Genomic DNA, 19941 nt, shown 5'->3' with positions numbered 1-19941 from the left:
GAAGCCCCCTCCACCGCTTCGCGGTCCCCCTCCCCCTGCGGGGGAGGAACTTAGGGCTTAGCCGCGGCGCAGGCGGGGCGGCAGGGCGGCGCGCTGGCCGGTGAGCTTGCGGATCCTCGCTTCGAGGCGGGCTTCGGCCGCTGCCAGCCGCGGCGCGATGCGGCGGTCGTGGGCCATCTCGTAGGCGATGCCGAGGCTGCGGGCGAACTCGGGATGGATGCGCGCCCAGTCGCGGACGGTTCGCCCCGGGGGTTGGTCGGGGCCCTGGCAGGCGGCGTGGATGGAGCCGGCCTCGAAGACCGCCCAGACGACGTCGTCGGCGACGAGGTCGGTGTAGGTGGAGCGGCGGCCGGTGGGCGGTTGGCGGGTGGCCTGGCGGACGGCTTCGAGGGCGGCGTCGAAGTCGGGGCGGGCGCGGCGCCAGTTGTGGAGGCTCTTGCGGTCGGGCATGCCGGGCGAGGCGCAGATCTCGCGCAGGCTCTCGAACTCGAACCGCTCGACGATCTCGCGGGCGAGGACGGCCGACCAGTGCACCGAGGGCCGCCGGAGCGGCGGGACGTCGAGGTCGGGATAGCGGCGGAGCCATTTGCGGAGCGTGGGGCGGCTGGGCCAGCCGGGAGTCGCGGCGATGGCGTCGAAGGACTCGCCGGCGGCGCGGCGGGTGACGAGCAGGGCGAGGAAGGTCTCGCGCTCGGCGGGGGTGAAGGCGGGCATGGCGTGAGGTTAGATGGCGGCTGCGTCAGAAGCGGTCGCATCGTTGGTGCGGCGAGGGCGGATACAACCTGGTTGGGTTGGGCTCGCGGGACGGGCTGAAGCGGTGTCACGCGGGGGCGAAGCCGGCGCAGGCGTATGTCGGGCGCGGGACCGAGTAGGCGCGGGACGCGGGGCCGGATGAACGAACTCGCCGAGCAGGTGACGGCGATGGTGGCCGAGGCCGTGGAGGTTTCGGCCGCGGGGCTCAGTCCGGCGTCACGACTGCTCGAGGACCTGGGCATGGACGGCGACGACGCGGTGGAGTTCTTCCAGGCGTTCGAGGCGCGGTTCTCGCCGGACCTGGCGCCGTTGTATCGCAACTGGTCGCGCCACTTCGGGCCCGAGGGGCTGGGCTTCTCGGACATCCGGGCGAACTGGGCCGTCGTCGGGGCGCTGGGCGTCTTCGTAGCGGCGGGGGCTGGGCTGTTGCCGGTGTGGAGCGCAGGGCCCGGTGTGGTCGGGCTCGTCGGCGGCTGCGTGTTCGGATCGGCGCAGGGACGGAAGCACCGGCCGCACCTGGCGATCACGATCGGCGATCTCGTGGCGGCTGCCGAGAGCGGTCGCTGGCCGCTGGCGTATTCGAGGCCGGTTGCCGGCGGCTAGGGGCGGGGCTGGGCGGCGATGGCCCTTTCCTGCGCCCGGGCGCCGGCCAGGATGTTGGGCAGGGAGTAGTTGCCCTCGTGGCAGGCGTACTCGAACATCCGCTCCCGGGTGGCCGTCAGGGGCATCTCGCCGCGCCACGGTCGGGTGTAGTTCGCCGCGTCCACGACCGTGTAGCCGTAAAGGATCTGGGCGGGGGAGATGCGGCGGAAGCGCTCGGTGATCACGGCGTCGGGCGAGAGGTAGAGCGCGCCCGCCGGGGAGGCGCGCAGGCCCTGGGCGGGCGTCAGGCGCGTGGTCTCGACCACCAGCGTGTCGCCTTCCCACCAGCCGACCGAGTCGCCCATCCAGCGGTGGAGGGGCCCGTGCGGCGGTCGCCCGAGCGGCACGATCCGCGCTTCGTGGTTCATCTCCATGAGGATGACCACATGGTCCCGCGTCTGCAGGATCTGGAGGTTGTTGTTGTAGATGGCGGTGGCGATCGGCGGGCCCACGTTGGGCATCATCAGGCACCGCTCCTGGTTGCGCCGGGTCTCGGGGCCATCGAACGTCGGCGGCGCCTGTGCGCGGGCGCGCGCCTCGGCGGTGAGCGGCAGACGCCCGTCCGGCGGTTCGACGATCCAGGCCGTGCGGATCTCGCCGTTGACCCGCGCCAGCTCGAGACCCTCGGCGTCGTAGGTTTCGGACTCGGCCTGCCCGGTCTCGTCCGGCGGGATGAGCGGCGGGGGCGTGACCGCGCGCGCTTCCTCCTCGCCGATCACGACGGCGGAGTAGCGGTCCGCGCGCTCGAGGCGGGTAAGCGAGTTGTACGACCAGACGCCCTGCAGGTCGGGCTGGCCGGCGACGGTGCGCGGGGCGCGCCAGACCTGGCCCGCGGCGGATCCGCCGGCCAGGATCGCCGTCGCCAGGACAAGCGTCGCGAGCGCGCCCTTCATGCTTTACGCGTACCGTCGTTACGTCAGCGAGTCCATGAACGCGAGGTCGAGGGCGGCGAGGACGGCGTCGGCGGCCTTGGCCTCGGCGACCACGGCGTCGCTGACCGCCTCGTCTCAGGCGTCGATCGAGGCGCCGCCGACCAGGCCATGGCCGATCTGGAGCGGCGGCCGAGGCGAGGCGCGAACCAGGTGACGATCCGCAGCGCCTGGTCGGTGACCTCGGGGCCGATGCCGTCGCCGGTGAGGACCAGCAGCCGAATGGGCGCCTCAGATGCAGCGGCCGCCGTCTACCTCCAGGGCCACGCCGGTGATCATGGCGGCGTCCGGCGAGCACAGGAACGCCGCGGCGGCGGCGATGTCGGCCGGGGTGGAGAGGCGGCCCAGCGGGATGGTCGCGACGATGCGGGCGCGGGCCTCGTCGCTGTCGCCGCCGATGAAGGTGTTCAGCATGGGCGTGTCGCCGGCCACCGGGTTGAGCGCGTTGACGCGGATGCCGGCCGGGGCGAGCTCGATCGCCATCGCCTTCGTGGCGGCGATCATCCAGCCCTTGGAGGCGTTGTACCAGGTGAGGTTCGGGCGCGGCCGCACGCCGCCGGTGGAGGCGATGTTGAGGATCGCGCCGCCGCCCGCCGCGATCATGGCCGGCACGAAGGCGCGGCTGGTGAGGAACACCGACCTGGCGTTGATCGCGAAGAGCCGGTCGAACTCGTGCTCGGGCATGTCGGTCAGGGCGCCGGGAGCCTGGGGGACGCCGGCGTTGTTGACGACGATGCCGATGGGCCCCAGGCGCGCCTGCGCTTCCGTGGCCATCTCGGCGACTCGGGCGGCGTCGGAGACGTCGACCGCCAGGGCGACGGCGGCGGCGCCCAGCTCGGCGGCCAGGCGCTGGGCGGCCTCGAGATTTAGGTCGGCGATGCCGACGCGGGCGCCTTCGGCGACGAAGCGGCGCACGATCCCCTCGCCGAAGCCCGAGGCGCCGCCGGTGACGACGGCGGCCTGGCCGCTGAGCCGGAGGTTCGCGTCAGCCATGGTGATGCGCCACCGTCTTGAGGGCGGAGAGGCCATAGAGGGCCTCCAGGCCCTTCTCGCGCCCGTGGCCGGAGGCGCCGACGCCGCCGAAGGGCAGCTCGACGCCGCCGCCGGCGCCGTAGTTGTTGATGAACACCTGGCCGGCGTGCACGTCGCGCGCCAGCCGCATCTGGCGGTCGCCGTCGCGGGTCCAGACCCCGGCGACCAGGCCGTAGCGGGTGGCGTTGGCCAGCGCGATCGCCTGGGCCTCGTCGTCGAAGGCGGTGACCAGGGCGACGGGGCCGAAGATCTCCCCCTGGAACAGCGGGTGGTCGGCCGGGACGCCGGTGAAGAGGACAGGGGCGACGTAGTGACCGCCGGGCGGGGCGCCCTCGGCGATGCGGCCTTCGGCGGCGAGCGCCAGGTCGGCGCGGCCCTGGGCGAGGAACCCCTGCACGCGGGCGCGCTGTTTCGCCGAGATCAGGGGACCTAGGTCCAGGTCGGCCTCGGCGGGACCGGCGGTGAGGGCGGCGAACCGCTCGGCGAGGGCCGCCACGACGCGGTCGTGGACGCCGCGCTGCACCAGGATGCGCGAGGCGGCCGAACAGGTCTGGCCGGCGTTCTGGATCGCGGCGGCGACCAGGAAGGGCAGGGCCTTTTCGAGGTCGGCGTCGTCGAAGACCAGCTGGGGCGACTTGCCGCCCAGCTCGAGGGTGACGCCGACGCCGTTGCGGCCGGCCGCGGCCTGGACCTGGGCGCCCACCGGGCCGGAGCCGGTGAAGGAGAGGTGGTTGATCCCGGGATGGCCGGCGAGCGCCGCGCCGGCGGTGTCGCCGCGGCCGGTGACGACGTTCAGGGCGCCGGGCGGCAGGCCCGCCGCCTCGGCCAGCGCGGCGAAGGCCAGCGCCGACAGGCTGGCGTCCTCGGCGGGCTTCAGGACGGCGGCGTTGCCCATGGTCAGCGCCGCGACCACGGAGCGGCCGATGATCTGCAGCGGGTAGTTCCAGGGGATGATGTGGCCAGTGACGCCGTGCGGCTCGCGCCGGGTGTGGACGGTGTAGCCGGGCAGGTAGGGGATGGTCTCGCCCAGCACCTTGTCGGCGGCGCCGGCGTAGAACTCCAGGTAGCGGGCGAGCGCGGTGACGTCGGCGCGGGCCTGGCGGAGCGGCTTGCCGACATCGCGCGCCTCGATGTGGGCGAGGGGCTCGGCGTGCTCGGCGACGAGGGTTCCGAGGCGGGCGAGGAGGCGGCCGCGCTCGGTGGCGGACAGGCGCCCCCAGTCGCCGCTGAGCGCGATGCGGGCGGCGGAGACGGCAGCGTCGACGTCGCCGGCGTCGGCCGCGGCGATCTCGCCGACGCAGTCCCCGGTGGAGGGGTTCTCGACCGGCAGGCGGCCGCCGGCGCCGGCGCGCCAGGCGCCGCCGATCCGCAAGCCGTCCCTGTTCAGCTCAACCGCCACGGCGCTCCCTCCCCGAAGCGGAGAGTAAGCCCAAGGGTCAGCCTTTGGCGAACCGCGCGAGGTCGGCGGCCGTGTCGCGGCTGATCTCGGGGCAGGCGATGGAGAAGATCTCGGCGCCGTGGGTCGTGCCCATGATCTGGCGGCAGCGGGCGGGTTGGCCGGCGCGCAGGAGCAGGCGGTAGAAGTTCACGCCCTCGTCGCGCAGCGGGTCGCACTCGTTGACGCTGATGATCACGGGCGGCAGGCCGCGGACGTCGGCCTCTGTGGCGAAGCCGGGCCAGGCGAGCGGGTTCTTCCGCTCAAGCTCTTCGATGCCGTAGGCCATGGCGCCGCGGTTGTTGTGCAGCTCGAGCAGGATGCCGTTGTTCTCGACGGACGACGGGTTGTCGGGGTGGGGCCACTGGCCGGCGATGTAGGGGCAGAGCGCGTAGAGGCCCTTGATGAGCCCGATGTCGCCGTCCTTCAGGAGCTTGAGACCCGTGGCCAGCGTGAGGTTGCCGCCGCCGCTCTCGCCGGCGACCACGATGCGGTCGGGGTCGATGTTGAGGGCGTGCGCGTTGCCGTGAACCCACTTCACCGCCGAGACGCAGTCGTTGAGACCGGCCGGGAACGGCTTCACCTCGGGCGCGGAGGAGGGACGCAGCGCATTGCGGAAGTCGGGCATGACCACGGCCACGCCTTGGCTGGCGATGATGCGGCCCCAGGCTTTGTACATGCCGTTGAAGCAGCTCATGGTCTGCATGCCGCCGCCGTGGATGTAGACGATCGCGGGCAGCCGTTCGGCGGTGTCCGGGCGGATCACCGCGGCCTGGATCGAGTTGCCGTCGGGGGCGGAGACGTAGGTCTCGGTCCCGATGGAGAGGCCGGTCGTGGGCGCGTTCGCCTCGGTGTCGCAAGCGTCGAAGAGCCCGATCATGGCGGCCTCGGCGGCCAGCGCGGCCGGGGTGTTGGCTTCGGCGATCAGCGCCTCGCGGCTCGCGATATCGCCGACCGGCGGGCGGTCGGGCCAGGCGAACAGGGCCTTCAGCCGCGGGTCGATGCGCGGATCGCGGACGAGCTTGGAGGCGGTGACGTCGTTCATGGCAGTCGGCTCCTGCAGCGACGGATGGAGGGAGGCTGACAGGGCGCCGCTAGGGAGGCCAAGCCGCCAGCTAGTCCGCGCACGCCTCCAGCATGTCGCGCAGGTGGCCTTCGCCGGCCAGCGCCAGGGTGTCGGCCGGGGGTGGGGCGGACAGCACGGTGATGATCTCGGAGCCGCGCTCGAGGGTGCGGTGGACGGGGCACTTGTCGGCGATCTCGAGCAGGCGGGCGCGCTGGGCGGGCTCGAGCGGGCCGTCCAGCACCACCTCGCGGGCGAAGCGGTCGCGGCCGCCCTCGCCGGTGCGGGCGTGGACGACGCGGACCATGACGTGCTCGAGCGGCCAGCCCTTGCGCTCGGCGTAGAGACGCAGGGTCATGGACGTGCAGGCGCCGAGCGCGGCGGCCAAGAGGTCGTAGGGGTCGGGGCCCGAGCCCAGGCCGCCGGCCTCGACCGGCTCGTCTGCCAGGAAGGTCGCGCCGGGGGCCAGGACCTCGACCTGGAACTTGCCGGCGCCCGTCTCGGCGACGGTGACGGCGTCTGGATCGGCGATGCAGTCGGGCATGGGCCTGGTGTTCCTTAAGGAAGTGAAGGTGGGGCGGCTGGCGTAGGCGCCGTTCTAGCAGAGGCGGCGGATCGACAATTCATCCGTGTGCGGTCAGGCTATATTCGGCGGGGCGAGGGCGTAGGCGTATGACGCGGGGGCTGCGGACGGTGTGGCGGGCGGTGCTAGCGGTGATCGCCGCGCTGGTCGTGGCCGCGCCGGCGCTGGCCCAGGGGCCGAAGCGGGTGGCGCTGGTCATCGGCAATGGCGCCTACGCCTCGGCCGGCGCGCTCGCCAACACCCACAACGACGCCAACCTGGTGGGCGGGGCGCTCAAGCAGGCGGGGTTCACGACCGTGACCACGCGCACCGACCTGTCGACCCAGGCTTTCCAGAAGGCGCTGCGCGAGTTCCAGACGCAGGCCGACGGGGCCGAGGTGGCGGTGATCTACTACGCCGGCCACGGGATCGAGGCGAAGGGCGTGAACTGGCTGATCCCGATCGACGCCACGCTGTCGGACGAGCGCGCCCTGCCCTACGAGGCGATCGACACCAACCTGGCGCTGGAGGCGGTGGCGGGCGCGCGGGTGCGGATCCTCCTGCTCGACGCCTGCCGGGACAATCCGTTCGGACGGACGTGGAAGGCGGGCACGCGCAGCGTCATGCGCGGGCTGGGGCGCGTGGAGGCCGACGACGTGCTGATCGTCTTCGCCGCGGCGCCGGGCGAGCGGGCGGCAGACGGCAAGGGCGTCAACTCGCCGTTCGCCGAGGCGGTGGCCCGGGCGCTGCCGAAGGCCGGGGTGCCGGTGCAGCTGCTGGGCGGCGTGATCCGCGACGACGTGATGGGCGCCACCGGCCAGCAGCAGCGGCCGTTCGTGAGCGCGAGCATGAGCGGCCAACCGTTCTTCCTGGTGGGTGGAGAGGCCCAGCCGGCCGCGCCCGTGCAGACCTCGGCCCCGGCGGCGGTGGGCCTGGACGCCGAGCTCAACAGCTGGAAAAGCGCCGAGCGGCTGAACACGGTGGCCGCCTACCAGGCCTATCTCGCGCAGTATCCGGACGGCGCTTATGCCGTGATGGCGAAGGCGGCAATCACGACGCTCAAGGGGCCGCGGCGCCGCTCGGCGGCGACACGCTAGGGGCGTTCGGCGGCGCAAAGCCGTTCGACCACTACATGACCGCCAGGGGCCTGCTCGAGCGGGGCGACCGGACGGGGGCGCTGCGCGAGCTGTTGCTGTCGCTCAGGGGCTGGCCGACGACGGCCTGGGCGGCCGACGCGGCGGCGAGTGCGGCCCTGGCGCTCGCCGAGGAGAAGCGGGCCAATGACGCCTGCATGATGCTGGGCGAGCTGGAGCGGCGGTATCCGCAGCGGCCGCCGGGCGTGATGCAGCGGGCCGACCACGCGCGGCGGCTGGCCGGCGGCTGCGGAACCTGAGCCGGAGCGGCGATCCGCCCTCTGGACGGTTCGGCGATCCCGGTGTTCCATACCCACAACAAACCGCGGGCCAGCGAGCCCAACGATAAGCGGGTGTTCTGGGAGGACTTGGGATGGGTTGGAAGGCTAAGAGCCTCGGCTTGGCTTTGGGACTTGCGGCGTTGGCCGGAACCGCGGGCGCGGCCCCGCCGGTGTTCGACCTGGGCCGCGCGCGGGCTGCGTTCACCGTCGACCTGCCCGAGGGCTGCGTGCTGGAGGACGGCGCGGTCCGCGCCTCGTTCGCGATCTTCTACGTCAGCTGCGAAGGCCGCGTGTACGCCGGGATCTACGCCGGGAACGCCGCCGACCGCGCCGTGCCGCGCAGCCGGATCATGGTCACCGACACCCGCTGGCCGTCCGAGGTGCAGGCCTGGGCGGCGGACGTGCCGGGCGACCAGGCCCGCGCCGACGCCATCGCCGCCTCGGTGCGGGTCCGCCGGGTGAAGATCGCCTGGGGCTAGGGCGGGCTCGAACGTCTATGCCAGGGTCCGCAGGCGTGAGCGGGCGGCGACGGCTGCGACGACGACGCCCATTAGGATCGCGGGGACCAGGATCGCCGGCCGCGGCCCGATCTCGTGCGCCAGGACGCCGTAGACGACCGCCCCCAGCGGACCGCCGCCCATCCCCCCGAGCGTGAAGATCGAGAGCACGCGGGCGCGCTTGTCTTCGGGGGCGTGCTCCTGCACCAGCCCGCGGCCCAGGGTCATGGCCACGCCGCCGCCCAGACCCCAGACGAGGTTTAGGCCGCACAGCGCCCAGAACGGCATCGGGATGGCGCAGAGGCCTAGCACCAGGGCGCCTGACGCCAGCGCCAACAGATAGGCCAGGCCCTTGCGGCGCGGCGGGCCGAGCCGCATCAGCACCATCGCCGACAGCATCGACCCCACCCAGAAGCAGAGGGTGAAGACGCCCAGCGCCGAGGCGATCGCGGTGTTCTGGGCGCCGGCGGTCACCGGCGGGAAGTAGCTCTGCACGATCAGCGGCAGGAGCACGAAGAAGGCGCCCATGAAGCAGACGCCCATGCCGACGCTGCAGAGCAAGACCGGCCCGATCACCGGCGAGGCCACGGCGGCCCGGAAGCCTTCGGCGATCTCGGCCAGCAGGAACCGCAGCGGATGGCCCACCGCCGGGGCGCGCACCTGGGCGGGCCGCGGGCGCATGCGCAGCGCCGCCGCGCCGGCCGCGAGCAGCAGGCCGGCCTGGCCGAACAGCAAGGCCGCGACGCCCACCAGCGGCGCGAAGATCGCCGCGACCATGCCCAGGATCTGGCCCGCGAACTGGGCGAGGAAGGCGCCCGAGACCGCACGCTGCACGCCGCCGGCGACGGGGGCCACGTGGCTCAGTAGCGCGTCGCGGGCCGGCGTGGCGAAGGCCCCGATCACGCCGACCACCAGCGCGTAGCCGATCAAGAGGCCGTAGGTGAGCCGTCCGCTGGAGACGAGGCCGGCGAGGACGAAGAAGGTCGCGGCGGCGACCAGGCAGGCGCCGACGACGATCTTCTTGCCGTCGGCGCGATCGGCGACGAAGCCGCCCAGCAGGATCAGCAGCGTGGTTGGCAGCTGCTGGCACATCTGGGCGAGGCCCAGGCGGATCTCGTCCTCGTGCAGCACCACGCGCACCAGATAGGGGAACAGCACCATCTGGACGCCGAACACCAGGAACCAGGCCGCGTGCGCGCAAAGGTAAGCGGCGAAGCCCGTGGGCGCCGCGGGCTGGCCGTCGATGGTGTCTGAAGTGGCCGTCACCGCTGCGTTCCCCCACCGCAGCATGGCATGGCGTACGCTGTTTGCGAAAACCATTGCCCTCGCCTAGCGGCAAGGGATTAGCCTGAGGCGCAAGGATCAGGAGGACGTCCTATGGCCGACAGCGCCGTCGCCACGAACCCGCAAGCCGCTGCGGAAACCGCCGGACCCGAGGTGCTCTACGAGGTCAGCGAGCACGTCGCCACGCTCACCCTGAACCGGCCCGAGCGGATGAACACCATCTCGGGGCCGATGCTGGGCCTGCTGGCCGAGCTGCTGCTCAAGGCCGATCGCGACCCCGAGGTGCGCTGCATCATCCTGACCGGGACCGGGCGAGCGTTCTGCGCGGGCCTGAACCTCGCGGGCGCCACCAAGGGCAGCACCGGGCTTGAGGGCGCTTCGACCTCCACCAACCTCGACCTGCGCTCGACGCCGCCCACCGTGCTGTTCAACCTGGACACGCCCACGATCTGCGCGCTGAACGGCTCGGCGGCGGGATACGGCATGGACACGGCGCTGGGCTGCGACATCCGGATCATGGCCGACGGCGCCAAGCTGGCGGCAGCCTTCACCAAGCGCGGGATCGTGCCCGAGAGCGGCGGCACCTGGTTCCTGCCGCGGCTGATCGGCTGGTCGAAGGCGGCCGAGATCATCTTCACCGGCCGCACCCTGACCGCGGCGGAGTGCGTCGAGCTGGGCCTGGCCTCGCAGGCCGTGCCCGAGGCCGACGTCGCCCGCGTGGCCCGCGGGCTCGCCCTGGAGATCGCCGCCAACGCGCCGCTGGCCGTGCAGGCGTCGAAGCGGATGATGCGCATGGGGCTGTCCGAAGGCTTCGACGAGCACGTCCACCACGTCTTCCTGCAGCTCCTGCCGCTGTTGAGGACGGAGGACGCCATGGAGGGTATGAAGGCGTTCATGGAGAAGCGGGCGCCGCGATTCTCCGGGAGATAGAGGAGCCGGCCATGCGCGCGAGGGGCCCAGGGATCGGCGTTGGGGCGATCGGCGTCGTCGCAGCGATCGGCCTGCTGCTGGCCGCATGCCAGGACAAGGGCGACGATGAGGCCAATCGCCAGGCGTTTCCGCCCAAGGCGTCGCCCCAGCGCCCCGCGCTGGCGCCGGTGACGGCCGACTCCGGCCGGCCCGGCGGCGCCGACGGCGTGGACGCCGGTCTGGCGAAGGTGAAGGCGTTCAACGAGCGCACGCCCGCGGCCCTGAAGGCCATCGCCGACCACGAGGCCCGCATCCGGTCGGCGGCGGCGCGGGCGCTGGAGGCGGGGCGGGGCGCGGACCAGGCGCCGGCGGCGCGTCGGGCGTCGCTGACCGCGCTGGTGACGGCCGCTCGCCGGGAAGCCGAAACGGCCCACGCCGCGCTGATGGACGGCCAGGCCAAGCTGCGCCAGGAGACGGACGACCAGGTCACCGCGGCCGAGGCGATGCTGGAGACCTGCAACGCCAGCGAGCCGCTGCTGGCCTACGAGGGCTGCAAGGCGCTGGAGGCCGAGCACGCGCTCTTGCTGACCAACCTGCAGGCCCTGGCGGCGCGCTACCAGGCGGCGGAGGCGGCGTACGGTCCGGACCGGGCGAAGCTGGAGGAAGCCTCGGCCGCGGTGGCGCTGGCGGCGATGCGGTAGGGGAGACGGGGGCCCGCGGAACTCAGCGCACAGGGATAAGGCGGGCCTTACCCTCGGCGATAGCCCACTCAACAACGGCCAAGGGCAGGTCGGATCGGAAGGCACTGAAGGTCATCGACCCATCGGCGTCCGAATAGAAGACTTCAAGGATCTGCTCCGCAGCGTCGTAGAGCTCAAGGTACATTCCATCGCGTTCGGCGACATCGCTGCCGACAATCACCTCATACTGCCGACCGGCGATCTCGGGCATCGTCCGCTCCTTCACTCCATAAGCTTGCTCAGGGGCTAGACACCCGCAACGCGTCGGCAGCGGCCCTTCTGAGCCTTAAGTCCATGGCTGCCAGTATGCCTGGGGGTCGAGCCGTCTCAGGGACCGGCCCGCAGGGCCGGCCGCGGCGGCGCGCCAGAGGCGCGTCCTTGACACGGCTCGACCCCCAGGCTCGCATTCGACCATGGATTCAAGGGCGGGTGGCATCCCTTAGGGATGCCGGTCCTACGCCTCGTCGCAATCTGGGACGGAAGATGAAGGCGTACTTGGTGCTCGACTTCGCCGTTCACGACCTTCCAGGCTTCCTGCCGTACGTCGAGGCCATTCCGGCGTTCATCGAGAAGCACGGGGGAAGATACATCGTGCGCGGGGTGGAGCCGGCCGTCATGGAGGGCGACTGGACGCCCCAGCGGATGGTGATCTTGGAATTTCCAGCACGTGAGAACGCCGTGGCCTTCCTGGACGACCCCAAGGCTCAGGCGCTCTTTGCCGTGCGCCACAGGACGACCAACAGCAAGCTGGTCCTGGTCGATGGGTGCGACTGAAGTGCGAGCGGAGGCGCGACGTTTTGGGATGAGCCGCGCCCTTGAACCGGCGCACAGGCCCCCCAAATGAACATGCGATCGCGCTGGTCAACTTGGTCCTTCCCCCTCCGGACCGGCCAGCGGCGGGTGTGCGGCCCTGGCGCCTTAGATGGCTGCCGGGGCCGCCTTCGTTTTGTGACCCGCTAGCGGTTCTGATCCTTCTGCTGATCCTGCTGGCCGGCCTGGTTTTGCTTGTCCTGCTGACCTTGCCCGCGCTGCTGGTCGCGACGCTCGCCCTGCTGCTGTTGCTGGTTCGGCTGCTGTTGCGTGCCCTGGTTGTCCTGCTGCTGCGGACGGCGGGTCTGGTCGTTCTGGTTGTCCATGTTGTTTTCGTCGCCCATAGGTCTTCCTTCCGTCTGGATCTGCGTGCAGCCCGGAGGGGCTGCGCGGTCCTAAAGCCGTGGAAGGCCGACGGGTTCGGCTAGGCCGTGGGTAACTTTTGCGCGTTGTCGACGACCCGACGCAGGGTCGGGCCGCCGGGATCAGGGTGGCTCAGGCGGGGATCGTCTGGCGGGCTTCCTGGCCTTCCCACTCGGGGGCGCCGATCGGCTGCTCGTACTTGAAGGACAGGCGCAGCTTGGTGCGGAAGCTGTCGATGGTGCCGTCGTCGGCGAGGGTCAGGTCCTGTTCCACCACTTCGGCCACCCGCAGGTCGCGCAAGCTGCGCGCCGCCGCCGAGACCGCCTGTTGCGCGGCGTCCTCCCAGCTCTTGCTGCTCGTTCCGATGACTTCGGTGACGCGGTAGACGCTCATGCGGACCTCCTGTCGCAGGCGCGCCCGGCGACGGCCGCCGAGCTGGTCGCGGAGTTGACCCTGCGCCCGCGGCGGGCGGTGCGCAACCGGCTATTCGGCCGAGGGCGGGTGGCTCGCGAACCAGGCCTCGAGCGCGTCGGCGGCGACGGCCGGGCAGCCGGCCTGGTGGACCTGGACGATGGCGTCCAGCGTCGCGACCGCCTCGGGCCGCGGGCAGACGCCGCCGCGGGTCCTGGCGAGCTTCATGCCGCCTACCGTGGACCGCTCGGCCGGGGCCACGATCACCTTCAGGATGGCGAGGCGGTCGGCCTCGCCCTGGCTGGCCGCGCGCCTGGGCAGCAGGACGCCGCCGGCCGCGCCCTTGATGCGCACCAGATCGCCGGACGCGTGCATCAGGGTGGCGGTCTTGCCGACCGGGAGCGCCACGCGCGCGCCGGCGGCGAAGGACTGGCCGCGGGCCACGGCCGGGTCGGTCGAACTGACTACGACATAGTCGCGCGCGGCGGCTGCGGTGGCGAGCGTCGCCAGCGCCAGACCGGCCAGCATCGAGGTAAGGCGGAACGGAACAGCCATGCGGCGAGCATCCCCCGACCCGGCGCCCCCGGCAACCCTGCGCGGCCTCGCGTATCGCGTCGGCCGAACGCGGGTTGGGCAGGAACGGGAACGCCGCCGCAGGCCTCCGAGACGGGCGCCCGCGACACGAGCGCGCTGCAACCATAAAGTGAGCCCAGGTTAACTGCCCGTTAAGGGCTTGTGTCCTAGCGTCGCCGTCAGAATGTCGAGGCAACGCTATGGTCAGCGTGCAGCTGAGAAATTCCGGCCAAGGGCTATGGACGGCCCTGCTCCTGCCCACCTCGGTGCAGGCGGCGCAGACGCTTGCCGCGGCGGCCCGGACGCTGAACCTGGCCGACCAGGTGCGGATCGCCCCCTCAGCGCCGCCGGCGGCGCAGGTTGACCTGAAGGTCTAGGGCCAGGGCTCAGCGGGCGAGGTCGCCCGGCTCGTCGACATCGAACAGGATCCCGTCGTCCGGCGCCTCGACCAGGGCCAAACGCGCGCCCAGGCGCTGCAGGATGGGCCGGGCGCCGACATCGCCCTCCAGCGCCGACACCGCGGCGAACACCGCCTTCGCCAGCACCACCGGATTGCCGCGCCGGCCCTGGAACACGGGCGCCGCGGCCGGCGCGCCGGCCCTGACCGCCGCCGCCAGCGGCTCCAGCACCGCATGCGGCACGCGCGGCATATCGCCCAGGAAGACGAAGGCGGCCGTGGTTCCGTCCGGCAGGCTGGCGATCCCGGCGCGAAGCGAGGCGGCCATGCCCTCGGCGTGGTCGGCGGCGTGGGCCAGCCGGATGGCCGGGTCGAAGGCCCGTGCGCAGGCGGCCACGGCCTCTGCGTCGGACCCCGTGACGACGGTCACCGACGCCACCGGCGCCGCGCGGGCCGCGGCCAGGGCATGGTGCAGGAGCGGGCGCCCGGCATAGTCCGCGGTGAGCTTGCCGCCGCCGAAGCGGCTGGCGGATCCGGCCGCCAGGACGAGGGCGGCGAAGCTCTCCGTGAAGTCGGCCCCTGTCGCCACGCGCGGTTCCCCCTTATCTTGTCGTACCGATGACGCCGTACGACGACATAGCCCCCGCGGCCCAAGGTACGCCAACGACCGCGCCGCTGATCGACAGCTTCGGCCGCACGGTGACCTATCTGCGCCTGTCGGTCACCGACCGCTGCGACCTGCGCTGCGTCTACTGCATGGCCGAGCACATGACCTTCCTGCCGAAGGCCGAGGTGCTGAGCCTGGAGGAGCTGGACCGCATCGCCACGGCCTTCGTGGGACTGGGCACGCGCAAGCTCCGGCTGACCGGCGGCGAGCCCTTGGTGCGCAAGGGCATGATGGACCTGATCCGCAGCCTGTCGCGGCATCTGGCGAGCGGGGCGCTGGACGAGCTGACGCTGACCACCAACGGCACGCGGCTGGCCGAGTTCGCGCCACAACTGGCCTCGGCGGGCATCCGGCGGGTGAACGTGTCGCTGGACACGCTGAAGCCCGAGCTCTTCCGGACGCTGACGCGCGGCGGGCAGGTGGCGAAGGTGCTGGACGGCATCGCAGCCGCGAAGGCGGCTGGCCTCGCAGTCAAGATCAACGCCGTGGCGCTGAAGCACGACAACGCCGCGGAGCTGCCCGAGCTGATCCGCTGGGCGCACGGCCAGGGCCATGACCTCACGCTGATCGAGACTATGCCGATGGGCGAGGTCGAAGCCGACCGCACCGACCAGTACCTGTCGCTCGCCGACGTGCGCGCCGAACTGGAGAGCTTCTGGACGCTCACCGACCTGCCGTTCTCGACCGGCGGGCCGGCGCGTTATGTCCGGGTGGAGGAGACCGGCGGACGGCTGGGCCTCATCACCCCGCTCAGCCACAATTTCTGCGAGGCCTGCAACCGCGTGCGGCTGACGTGCACGGGGACGCTGCACACCTGCCTGGGCCAGGAGGACGCCACCGACCTGCGCGCTGTGCTGCGCGCGGGCGCCACCGACGCCGAGCTGGCGGCGGTGATCCGCGGCGGGGTGTCGGTCAAGCCCAAGGGCCACGACTTCGAGATCGCCCGGCGCCAGCCCGCCGTTGCGCGGCACATGTCCACCACGGGGGGCTGAGGTGGCCCGCGTCCTGCTGTTCGGACCACTGCGTGATCTCGCCGGCTGGCGGGAGAAGCGGATCGAGGCCGGCTCGGTCTCGGCGCTGCGCATCGCCCTGGCCGAGGCGGACGCCGAATTGGGCGAGGCGATCAGCGGCCCGGGCGTGCAGGTGGCGGTGGACCAGGCGCTGGTGCGCGGCGACGCGGCGCTGAGCGACGGGAGCGAGGTCGCCTTCCTGCCGCCGATGAGCGGCGGATGAGCATCCGCCTCACCGAGGCGCCGTTCGATCCCGGGGCTTTGCTCTCGGAGTTCAGCCGCGGGCGGAGCGAGACGGGGGCGGTGGCCACCTTCACCGGCCTGGCGCGCGCCGAGCAGGGCGCGACGAACATCCTGGAGCTCGAGGCCTATCCCGGCTTCACCGAAACGGAGATCAGCAAGATCGCGAGCGAGGCGCAGGGGCGCTGGGCGCTGCACGACCTGATGATCCTGCACCGCGTGGGCCGGATCGGCCCGGGCGAGCCGATCGTCTTCGTGGCGACGGCCGCGAGCCATCGCCGCGCGGCCTTCGAGGCCTGCGACTTCCTGATGGATTACCTGAAGTCCAAGGCCCCCTTCTGGAAGAAGGAGCATGGGCCCGAGGGCGAGCGGTGGATCGAGCCCACCGCCCAGGACCACGCCGACCGGGAACGCTGGCGCTAGAGGTCCGCGCCGTCGCCGTTCGTGTGGCGGGGACGATGCCCGGCCCCGTGGTCTTCGCCGTCCGTGACGCTGAAGTCCTTCGAGCGCATGCGCCCATCGGCAAGGTTCATGCCCTCGGCGGTGAGGCCCAGACGCAGGAGCTCGCGCACGGCGGCGGCTCGGCTCGGCATGCGTCTGGCGAAGCGCCAGTCGTCGAGCGCGGACAGTTCGGTCTCGGTGAGCATGATCTGCAGCCGCTCACCGCGCAGTTGGTCAGGCATCCTTTTCCAGCCCAGCTTGCATGGACGTTGGACCGGTAAACGCTCAACAGGCGGAAGCGTTGCAACTTACTCATAATCGGCGCCCGGCGGCGACTACGGTTTAGGCTGGAGCGGTGTCAGCAGCTCATTGTGAATATTTACCGTGAAAGCAGTATTACTATAACTATGTAAAACAAGATCCGTTTTGATTAATCCAGATCGAATGCTACGATGGCAAGAGAAAGAAAATCACATGACCGTCGACTATGCGACATTTGATCTGGAGCGGAACCTGCTGGACGAAGAGAGGGACCCGCCTCGACACACGTTCGAGGTCTTCATCGATGACAGCCGTTACTCGGTGCCGACCCTGTACCTGATCGCCGCCGACGAGGCCGGGGCGATCGAGGCGACCCGGCGTATGGTCGTCGACAGCCCGCACCACCTGGGGGCCGAGTTGCGGCTGGACGGCCGGCGGCTGATCGGCTTCGGCTCGATGGCGGTCGAGGACGAGGCGAACTAGCCGGCCGCCGCGACGCCGCGGCGCAGGAACTCGTCACCAGCCGAGAACCGCGGCTCCACCAGCCACAGGCGCAGGAGGTGGCGCTTGCGGGCGGGTTCGTCCCAGTCCTCGTAGGCGGTCCGCTTGTGCAGGACGGCGGCGTTCTTGAGGAACTGGATGTCGCCGGGCCGGAAATCCATGTCGAGGTAGAGGTCCGGGTCGTTGGCCGTCCGTTCGATGAACGCGACGGCCTCTTCCTGGGCGCGGGTCAGGCGCGGGGCCTCGGCGTGCTGCTGGCTCTCGCGGATGTACCAGGGGACGAAGAAGGTGCGCAGCCGCCCGTCGGCGTAGCGGCACAGCGGCAGGTCGAACCAGGGACGGTCGCCCGGCTTGTGCTGACCCTGGGTGTCGAACGGAAACGGCTCAAACAACACCGGCGCGAGGTCTGGGCGCTCGACGAGCAGCCGGTTGTAGATGGTGGGCGAGCTGACGATCCGGCTGACGCCACCCGAGCGGGCGGTCTTGAGGCAGAAGAGGCCGATCATGTCGGCGGCGTCGGTGTGGAAGTCCTGCTCGGCTCGGGTCTTGTAGAGGCGAACGCCGTAGGCGGACGGATCGGCTCCGGTGTCGCGGATGTGCCCGATCAGGTCGCCGTCGGTGTTCTGCGAGATCGCGCGGCCCATGTGGCGGCCGAGCGCCCAGTAGACCTTGGCGCAGGTCTCCTCGCTGTAGTCGGCCACGGGGAAGCCGCGCAGCAGGATGAAGCCGCGTCCGCGGTCCAGCTCGGCCACCCACCCGGCGATGCGAGGCGCAAGCGTGGGCAGCGGGACGTCCTCGCGGGCCCAATCCGGCATCGGTTTGTCGCCAGCGTGAGCGACCGCCGCGAGCAACTCGGCGACGTCGGCCGGGGTGAAGACGTACTGCCAGTCGCTACGGCCGGCGAGGTCGGAGCCGCGCCAGACATCGGGGGTGTCGAGCGGCGCGGTGGGGATGTCGGCATGGGCGTCCAGGACCGGGTTCATGGCGACGCGCTCCACGTCATTTCGAGACTTCTGGAAATATAAATGCGAATGAACCCGACTGACAAGCTTTGGCGACGCGGGCGAGGCCGCTAGATTGCCGGCGAAGGAGTCCGACCCATGAACGCCCCAGTCTTCACCCCCGGCGGGAAGATCGACACGTCGAAGACGCTGAAGCCCGTGAAGATCGCGGTGCTGACCATCTCGGACACCCGCGACGAGGAGAGCGACACCTCGGGGAACCTGCTGGCGAGCCGGGTGACGGACGCCGGCCACGAGCTGGTCGCCAAGGGGATCGTCAAGGACGACGTAGACCAGATCCGCGCCCAGATCCTGAAGTGGGTGGACGCGGGCGCCGAGGCCATCGTCTCGACCGGCGGCACCGGCATCACCGGCCGCGATGTGACGCCCGAGGCCGTTCGGCCGCTGTTCGACAAGGAGATCGACGGCTTCTCGGTGGTATTCCACATAGTGAGCTACCAGTCCGTGGGCCTCTCCACCCTGCAGTCGCGGGCGCTGGCAGGTATCGTGAAGGGCTGCTTCGTCTTCTGCCTGCCCGGCTCGAACGGAGCGGTGAAGGACGGCTGGGACAAGGTGATCGCCGCCCAGCTCGACAGCCGCCACGGCCCCTGCAACATGGTCGAGCTCATGCCCCGGCTGATGGAAGCGTAGTGTCGGGCAAGCTCACCCACATCGACGAGAGCGGCCGGGCGCGGATGGTGGACGTGTCCGACAAGGCCGTGACCGCGCGCGAGGCCGTGGCCGAGGGCTTCCTGCGGATGAGCCCGGAGACCCTGGCGCTGGCGCTGTCCGGCGAGGGCAAGAAGGGCGACGTGCGCGCGGTGGCCGAGATCGCCGGCGTCATGGCGGCCAAGAAGACCGCCGACCTGATCCCCATGTGCCACCCGCTGCCCATCTCGAAGGCCGAGGTGCGGGTGGAGCCGGCCGAGGATGGGCTTTCGGTGACCGCGAGGGTGAAGACCACGGGCCAGACAGGCGTGGAGATGGAGGCGCTGACCGCCTGCTCGGTGGCGCTGCTGACGCTCTACGACATGCTCAAGGCGGCCGAGAAGGGGATGGTGATCGAGGCCGTGCGGCTGGTCAGCAAGACCGGCGGGAAGAGCGACTTTTCCCTCCCCATCAAAGGAGAGAAAGCTACGCCGCGACCCAGCTCAGGGCGTCGGGGTCGTCGATAGCCATCTCATCCCAGTCGAGGTCCGGCGGCGGGCTCATGGCGGCGGCGACGACGGCGCTCATCTCGGCGGCCGAGGTGACGCCCACCAGGACGGCGGAGGCCTCGGGGCGCGAGAGCGCGAAGCCCAGGGCCGCCTGCAACGGGTCGGAGCGGCCCTCGGCGATCAGCCGGCGGGCGCGCGAGATGCGGCCGGCGGCGGCCTTGAGGTGGCTGGGCGCCCGGTCGGGCGGCAGGAACAGCACGCCGTTCAGGAAGATCGAGCGCAGGTGCACCTCGACGCCCAGTTCGGCGATAGTGGCCAGCGAGCCGTCGAGCAGCAGGCGCTGGTCGAGCAGCGAGGCCGGGGCCTGCACCAGGTCGGGCTTGAAGCGCCGGGCGACGCCCACCGGGTCATCCGAGGCGTAGACGGGCACGCCGATGCGGCGGCAGACGCCTTCGTCCTTCAGCTTCTTGAGGCGGTCCCAGAGCGCCGGGCCCTGGGGCGAGAAGAGGTCGGTGGCCGAGGGGACCACGACGGCGTCCACGCGCTCGACGCCCAGGCGAAGCATCTGGGCGCGCAGCTCGGTCTCCACCGCTTCCGGCCCGCGCTCGGGACGGATGGTGGTGAGGCACATGTTGAAGGGGTTGGGCTGCGGGAGCGCCCCGCGCAGATGGGTGTCGGCGGTGACCGTCTGGCGGGCGACCTCAAGGACCGCGAGACCCGAGCGGCCGGCGATGGAAAGGATGTCGCGCGCCTCAGCTTCCCGCGGCCGGCCCCGGGGTCCCGGAGGCTGGTCGAGGCCGAACTGAGCGGTCCCGAGGCCGAGTTTGCTGAGCGATGAGGTCATGCAGC

The 19941-nt window shown here is 71.6% G+C and carries 29 protein-coding genes; 14 read left to right on the top strand and 15 right to left on the bottom strand.

Translation table 11 applies throughout. The annotated features are described in order from the left end of the window. Positions 1-57: 57 nt before the first annotated feature. Entirely contained in the window at positions 58-714 is a 657-nt protein-coding gene (locus tag VGD44_RS02675; protein ID WP_331083601.1) for a hypothetical protein, read from the bottom strand. A gap of 177 nt (positions 715-891) precedes the next feature. Between VGD44_RS02675 and VGD44_RS02670 the strand changes: the two genes are divergently transcribed. Then, positions 892-1356 carry a hypothetical protein gene (locus VGD44_RS02670; protein ID WP_331083599.1) on the top strand — a complete coding sequence of 155 codons (465 nt, stop codon included), beginning with the start codon at positions 892-894 and terminating at the stop codon, positions 1354-1356. On the opposite strand, the gene VGD44_RS02665 is transcribed toward VGD44_RS02670, so the two are convergent. The 5 genes from VGD44_RS02665 to VGD44_RS02645 form a co-directional block, all read right to left on the bottom strand. After that, positions 1353-2288 (bottom strand): hypothetical protein, encoded by a 936-nt coding sequence (locus VGD44_RS02665; RefSeq protein WP_331083597.1) that lies wholly within the window; start codon positions 2286-2288, stop codon positions 1353-1355. The two genes, VGD44_RS02670 and VGD44_RS02665, sit on opposite strands and share 4 nt — an antisense overlap. A 267-nt stretch (positions 2289-2555) precedes the next feature. Next, positions 2556-3317: a glucose 1-dehydrogenase gene (locus VGD44_RS02660; protein WP_331083595.1), complete on the bottom strand. Its 762-nt coding sequence runs from the start codon at positions 3315-3317 to the stop codon at positions 2556-2558. Continuing rightward, positions 3310-4755, bottom strand: coding sequence for an aldehyde dehydrogenase family protein (locus VGD44_RS02655; protein WP_331083593.1), 1446 nt, complete (start codon positions 4753-4755; stop codon positions 3310-3312). The genes VGD44_RS02660 and VGD44_RS02655 overlap by 8 nt, the downstream gene beginning before the upstream one ends. Before the next feature lie 37 nt (positions 4756-4792). Further along, positions 4793-5836 (bottom strand): alpha/beta hydrolase, encoded by a 1044-nt coding sequence (locus tag VGD44_RS02650; protein WP_331083591.1) that lies wholly within the window; start codon positions 5834-5836, stop codon positions 4793-4795. Between the two features lie 70 nt (positions 5837-5906). Then, positions 5907-6398: an OsmC family protein gene (locus VGD44_RS02645; RefSeq protein WP_331083589.1), complete on the bottom strand. Its 492-nt coding sequence runs from the start codon at positions 6396-6398 to the stop codon at positions 5907-5909. A 128-nt stretch (positions 6399-6526) separates the two neighbouring features. On the opposite strand from VGD44_RS02645, the gene VGD44_RS02640 reads away from it, so the two are divergent. From VGD44_RS02640 to VGD44_RS02630, 3 genes are all read left to right on the top strand, one after another. Next, the gene (locus VGD44_RS02640; RefSeq protein ID WP_331083587.1) at positions 6527-7513 is read left to right on the top strand and encodes a caspase family protein; all 987 of its coding nucleotides are present in this window, start codon (positions 6527-6529) and stop codon (positions 7511-7513) included. Between the two features lie 35 nt (positions 7514-7548). Further along, positions 7549-7809, top strand: coding sequence for a hypothetical protein (locus tag VGD44_RS02635; protein WP_331083585.1), 261 nt, complete (start codon positions 7549-7551; stop codon positions 7807-7809). Positions 7810-7922: 113 nt separating this feature from the next. Further along, complete coding sequence (locus VGD44_RS02630) at positions 7923-8309, top strand: hypothetical protein (protein WP_331083583.1); 387 nt, start codon at positions 7923-7925, stop codon at positions 8307-8309. Positions 8310-8324: 15 nt separating this feature from the next. On the opposite strand, the gene VGD44_RS02625 is transcribed toward VGD44_RS02630, so the two are convergent. Beyond that, positions 8325-9593 (bottom strand): MFS transporter, encoded by a 1269-nt coding sequence (locus VGD44_RS02625; RefSeq protein WP_331083581.1) that lies wholly within the window; start codon positions 9591-9593, stop codon positions 8325-8327. A 111-nt stretch (positions 9594-9704) separates the two neighbouring features. On the opposite strand from VGD44_RS02625, the gene VGD44_RS02620 reads away from it, so the two are divergent. Together VGD44_RS02620 and VGD44_RS02615 are read left to right on the top strand one after the other, a co-directional pair. After that, the gene (locus tag VGD44_RS02620) at positions 9705-10541 is read left to right on the top strand and encodes an enoyl-CoA hydratase/isomerase family protein (protein ID WP_331083579.1); all 837 of its coding nucleotides are present in this window, start codon (positions 9705-9707) and stop codon (positions 10539-10541) included. An 11-nt stretch (positions 10542-10552) separates the two neighbouring features. Then, positions 10553-11221 (top strand): hypothetical protein, encoded by a 669-nt coding sequence (locus VGD44_RS02615; protein ID WP_331083577.1) that lies wholly within the window; start codon positions 10553-10555, stop codon positions 11219-11221. A gap of 22 nt (positions 11222-11243) precedes the next feature. On the opposite strand, the gene VGD44_RS02610 is transcribed toward VGD44_RS02615, so the two are convergent. Further along, positions 11244-11471 carry a hypothetical protein gene (locus VGD44_RS02610; RefSeq protein WP_331083575.1) on the bottom strand — a complete coding sequence of 76 codons (228 nt, stop codon included), beginning with the start codon at positions 11469-11471 and terminating at the stop codon, positions 11244-11246. 272 nt (positions 11472-11743) lie between these two features. Between VGD44_RS02610 and VGD44_RS02605 the strand changes: the two genes are divergently transcribed. Beyond that, entirely contained in the window at positions 11744-12034 is a 291-nt protein-coding gene (locus VGD44_RS02605) for a DUF1330 domain-containing protein (protein ID WP_331083573.1), read from the top strand. Between the two features lie 182 nt (positions 12035-12216). Here VGD44_RS02605 and VGD44_RS02600 read toward each other — a convergent pair whose 3' ends face one another. The 3 genes from VGD44_RS02600 to VGD44_RS02590 all read right to left on the bottom strand — a co-directional run bounded on the left by VGD44_RS02600 (position 12217) and on the right by VGD44_RS02590 (position 13399). Then, positions 12217-12414, bottom strand: coding sequence for a hypothetical protein (locus VGD44_RS02600; RefSeq protein WP_331083572.1), 198 nt, complete (start codon positions 12412-12414; stop codon positions 12217-12219). Between the two features lie 151 nt (positions 12415-12565). Further along, on the bottom strand, positions 12566-12826 hold the full coding sequence (locus VGD44_RS02595) for a dodecin family protein (protein WP_331083570.1): 261 nt from the start codon (positions 12824-12826) through the stop codon (positions 12566-12568). Positions 12827-12916: 90 nt separating this feature from the next. After that, positions 12917-13399: a hypothetical protein gene (locus tag VGD44_RS02590; protein WP_331083568.1), complete on the bottom strand. Its 483-nt coding sequence runs from the start codon at positions 13397-13399 to the stop codon at positions 12917-12919. Positions 13400-13617: 218 nt separating this feature from the next. Between VGD44_RS02590 and VGD44_RS02585 the strand changes: the two genes are divergently transcribed. After that, on the top strand, positions 13618-13794 hold the full coding sequence (locus VGD44_RS02585; RefSeq protein WP_331083566.1) for a hypothetical protein: 177 nt from the start codon (positions 13618-13620) through the stop codon (positions 13792-13794). A gap of 9 nt (positions 13795-13803) precedes the next feature. Here VGD44_RS02585 and VGD44_RS02580 read toward each other — a convergent pair whose 3' ends face one another. Further along, positions 13804-14403, bottom strand: a complete 600-nt coding sequence (locus VGD44_RS02580; RefSeq protein WP_331083564.1) for a nucleotidyltransferase family protein — start codon at positions 14401-14403, stop codon at positions 13804-13806. A 29-nt stretch (positions 14404-14432) separates the two neighbouring features. Between VGD44_RS02580 and moaA the strand changes: the two genes are divergently transcribed. From moaA to VGD44_RS02565, 3 genes are read left to right on the top strand one after another with little or no spacing between them, the layout of a single operon-like run. Next, complete coding sequence (gene moaA, locus VGD44_RS02575) at positions 14433-15473, top strand: GTP 3',8-cyclase MoaA (RefSeq protein ID WP_331083562.1); 1041 nt, start codon at positions 14433-14435, stop codon at positions 15471-15473. A 1-nt stretch (position 15474) separates the two neighbouring features. Then, the gene (locus tag VGD44_RS02570) at positions 15475-15714 is read left to right on the top strand and encodes a MoaD/ThiS family protein (protein ID WP_331083560.1); all 240 of its coding nucleotides are present in this window, start codon (positions 15475-15477) and stop codon (positions 15712-15714) included. Then, entirely contained in the window at positions 15711-16154 is a 444-nt protein-coding gene (locus VGD44_RS02565; RefSeq protein WP_331083558.1) for a molybdenum cofactor biosynthesis protein MoaE, read from the top strand. Before VGD44_RS02570 ends, VGD44_RS02565 begins: the two co-directional genes overlap by 4 nt. Here VGD44_RS02565 and VGD44_RS02560 read toward each other — a convergent pair. After that, complete coding sequence (locus VGD44_RS02560) at positions 16151-16414, bottom strand: hypothetical protein (protein WP_331083556.1); 264 nt, start codon at positions 16412-16414, stop codon at positions 16151-16153. The genes VGD44_RS02565 and VGD44_RS02560 overlap by 4 nt on opposite strands. A 232-nt stretch (positions 16415-16646) precedes the next feature. On the opposite strand from VGD44_RS02560, the gene VGD44_RS02555 reads away from it, so the two are divergent. Next, complete coding sequence (locus tag VGD44_RS02555; RefSeq protein WP_331083555.1) at positions 16647-16916, top strand: hypothetical protein; 270 nt, start codon at positions 16647-16649, stop codon at positions 16914-16916. Here VGD44_RS02555 and VGD44_RS02550 read toward each other — a convergent pair. Then, positions 16913-17917 (bottom strand): TauD/TfdA family dioxygenase, encoded by a 1005-nt coding sequence (locus VGD44_RS02550; protein ID WP_331083553.1) that lies wholly within the window; start codon positions 17915-17917, stop codon positions 16913-16915. The genes VGD44_RS02555 and VGD44_RS02550 overlap by 4 nt on opposite strands. A gap of 117 nt (positions 17918-18034) precedes the next feature. On the opposite strand from VGD44_RS02550, the gene moaB reads away from it, so the two are divergent. Together moaB and moaC are read left to right on the top strand one after the other, a co-directional pair. Next, positions 18035-18586, top strand: coding sequence for a molybdenum cofactor biosynthesis protein B (moaB, locus tag VGD44_RS02545; RefSeq protein WP_331083551.1), 552 nt, complete (start codon positions 18035-18037; stop codon positions 18584-18586). Then, positions 18586-19110 carry a cyclic pyranopterin monophosphate synthase MoaC gene (gene moaC, locus VGD44_RS02540; protein WP_331083549.1) on the top strand — a complete coding sequence of 175 codons (525 nt, stop codon included), beginning with the start codon at positions 18586-18588 and terminating at the stop codon, positions 19108-19110. The genes moaB and moaC overlap by 1 nt, the downstream gene beginning before the upstream one ends. Here moaC and VGD44_RS02535 read toward each other — a convergent pair. Continuing rightward, positions 19070-19936, bottom strand: a complete 867-nt coding sequence (locus VGD44_RS02535) for a bifunctional regulator KidO (RefSeq protein ID WP_331083547.1) — start codon at positions 19934-19936, stop codon at positions 19070-19072. The genes moaC and VGD44_RS02535 overlap by 41 nt on opposite strands. Between the last annotated feature and the right edge of the window lie 5 nt (positions 19937-19941).

The sequence above is a fragment of the Phenylobacterium sp. genome (assembly GCF_036402295.1).
Classification (GTDB): Bacteria; Pseudomonadota; Alphaproteobacteria; order Caulobacterales; family Caulobacteraceae; genus Phenylobacterium.
The sequence above is the reverse complement of the archived record's forward strand: the minus strand, read 5'-3'. Positions and strand labels throughout refer to the sequence as shown.